The sequence below is a fragment of the Facklamia sp. P13069 genome (genome assembly GCF_050409405.1).
GTDB lineage: Bacteria > Bacillota > Bacilli > Lactobacillales > Aerococcaceae > Facklamia.
In genome coordinates this window covers 1-561 of record NZ_JBNUPN010000064.1, presented here as the reverse complement: position 1 = coordinate 561, position 561 = coordinate 1, and the positions used below count along the sequence as shown (strand labels likewise).

Annotated in this window: 1 protein-coding gene; it reads right to left on the bottom strand. The window is 39.9% G+C overall.

Annotation, left to right across the window (positions count from 1 at the left end):
* Positions 1 to 150: 150 nt before the first annotated feature.
* Positions 151 to 561, bottom strand: a 411-nt coding sequence (locus ACQV2T_RS09365; protein WP_428893594.1) for a transposase, incomplete at its 5' end; no start/stop codon positions are given.

The window sequence follows — 561 nt, the reverse complement described above, 5'->3', positions numbered from 1 at the left end:
GGGGCTGTATCATAAGTCCATTTTTGCTATAACCTTTAAAATAAGACCCGAGATAAAATGTCCACGCATTTTGTCTCGGGTCTTTATTTTTTCTTGTTCTTGGATATATAACACCAGTTTATTGATATTGTATGCCAGTAATGCAATGCCTCATTCAATTTTCACCTTCCGTCTGCCTCGAAGGTGGACTCGGGTGAAACCTAAAGAACCCTTGAGATAGCCAAAGGCAGTTTCAACATCGATTTTTCGGCGGGCATAAATGGCTTGGGTGGTTTCTTCTTCAGCCAGTGCACGTTGTTTAGCTTTAAAATATTCCCAAGAAGGATTGACGCTGATTTTTCGGATGGAACCTTTCGGAGTAAATGCGGCTTCAATGCGTTCGCCTCCTGAAGTGTGCGTTTCAGCTTTGTATTCTTTGAATTGTTGAATCTCGTCATAATGATTTTTTCGCTCACGGTAAGCACTGAAATTGAAACGTACCCCTTGAAGGTCAATATAATAATCATCTGCTTCATGATAAGTCCAATTGAAGACTTTCTTTTCATCGGATTGCCATTTTTT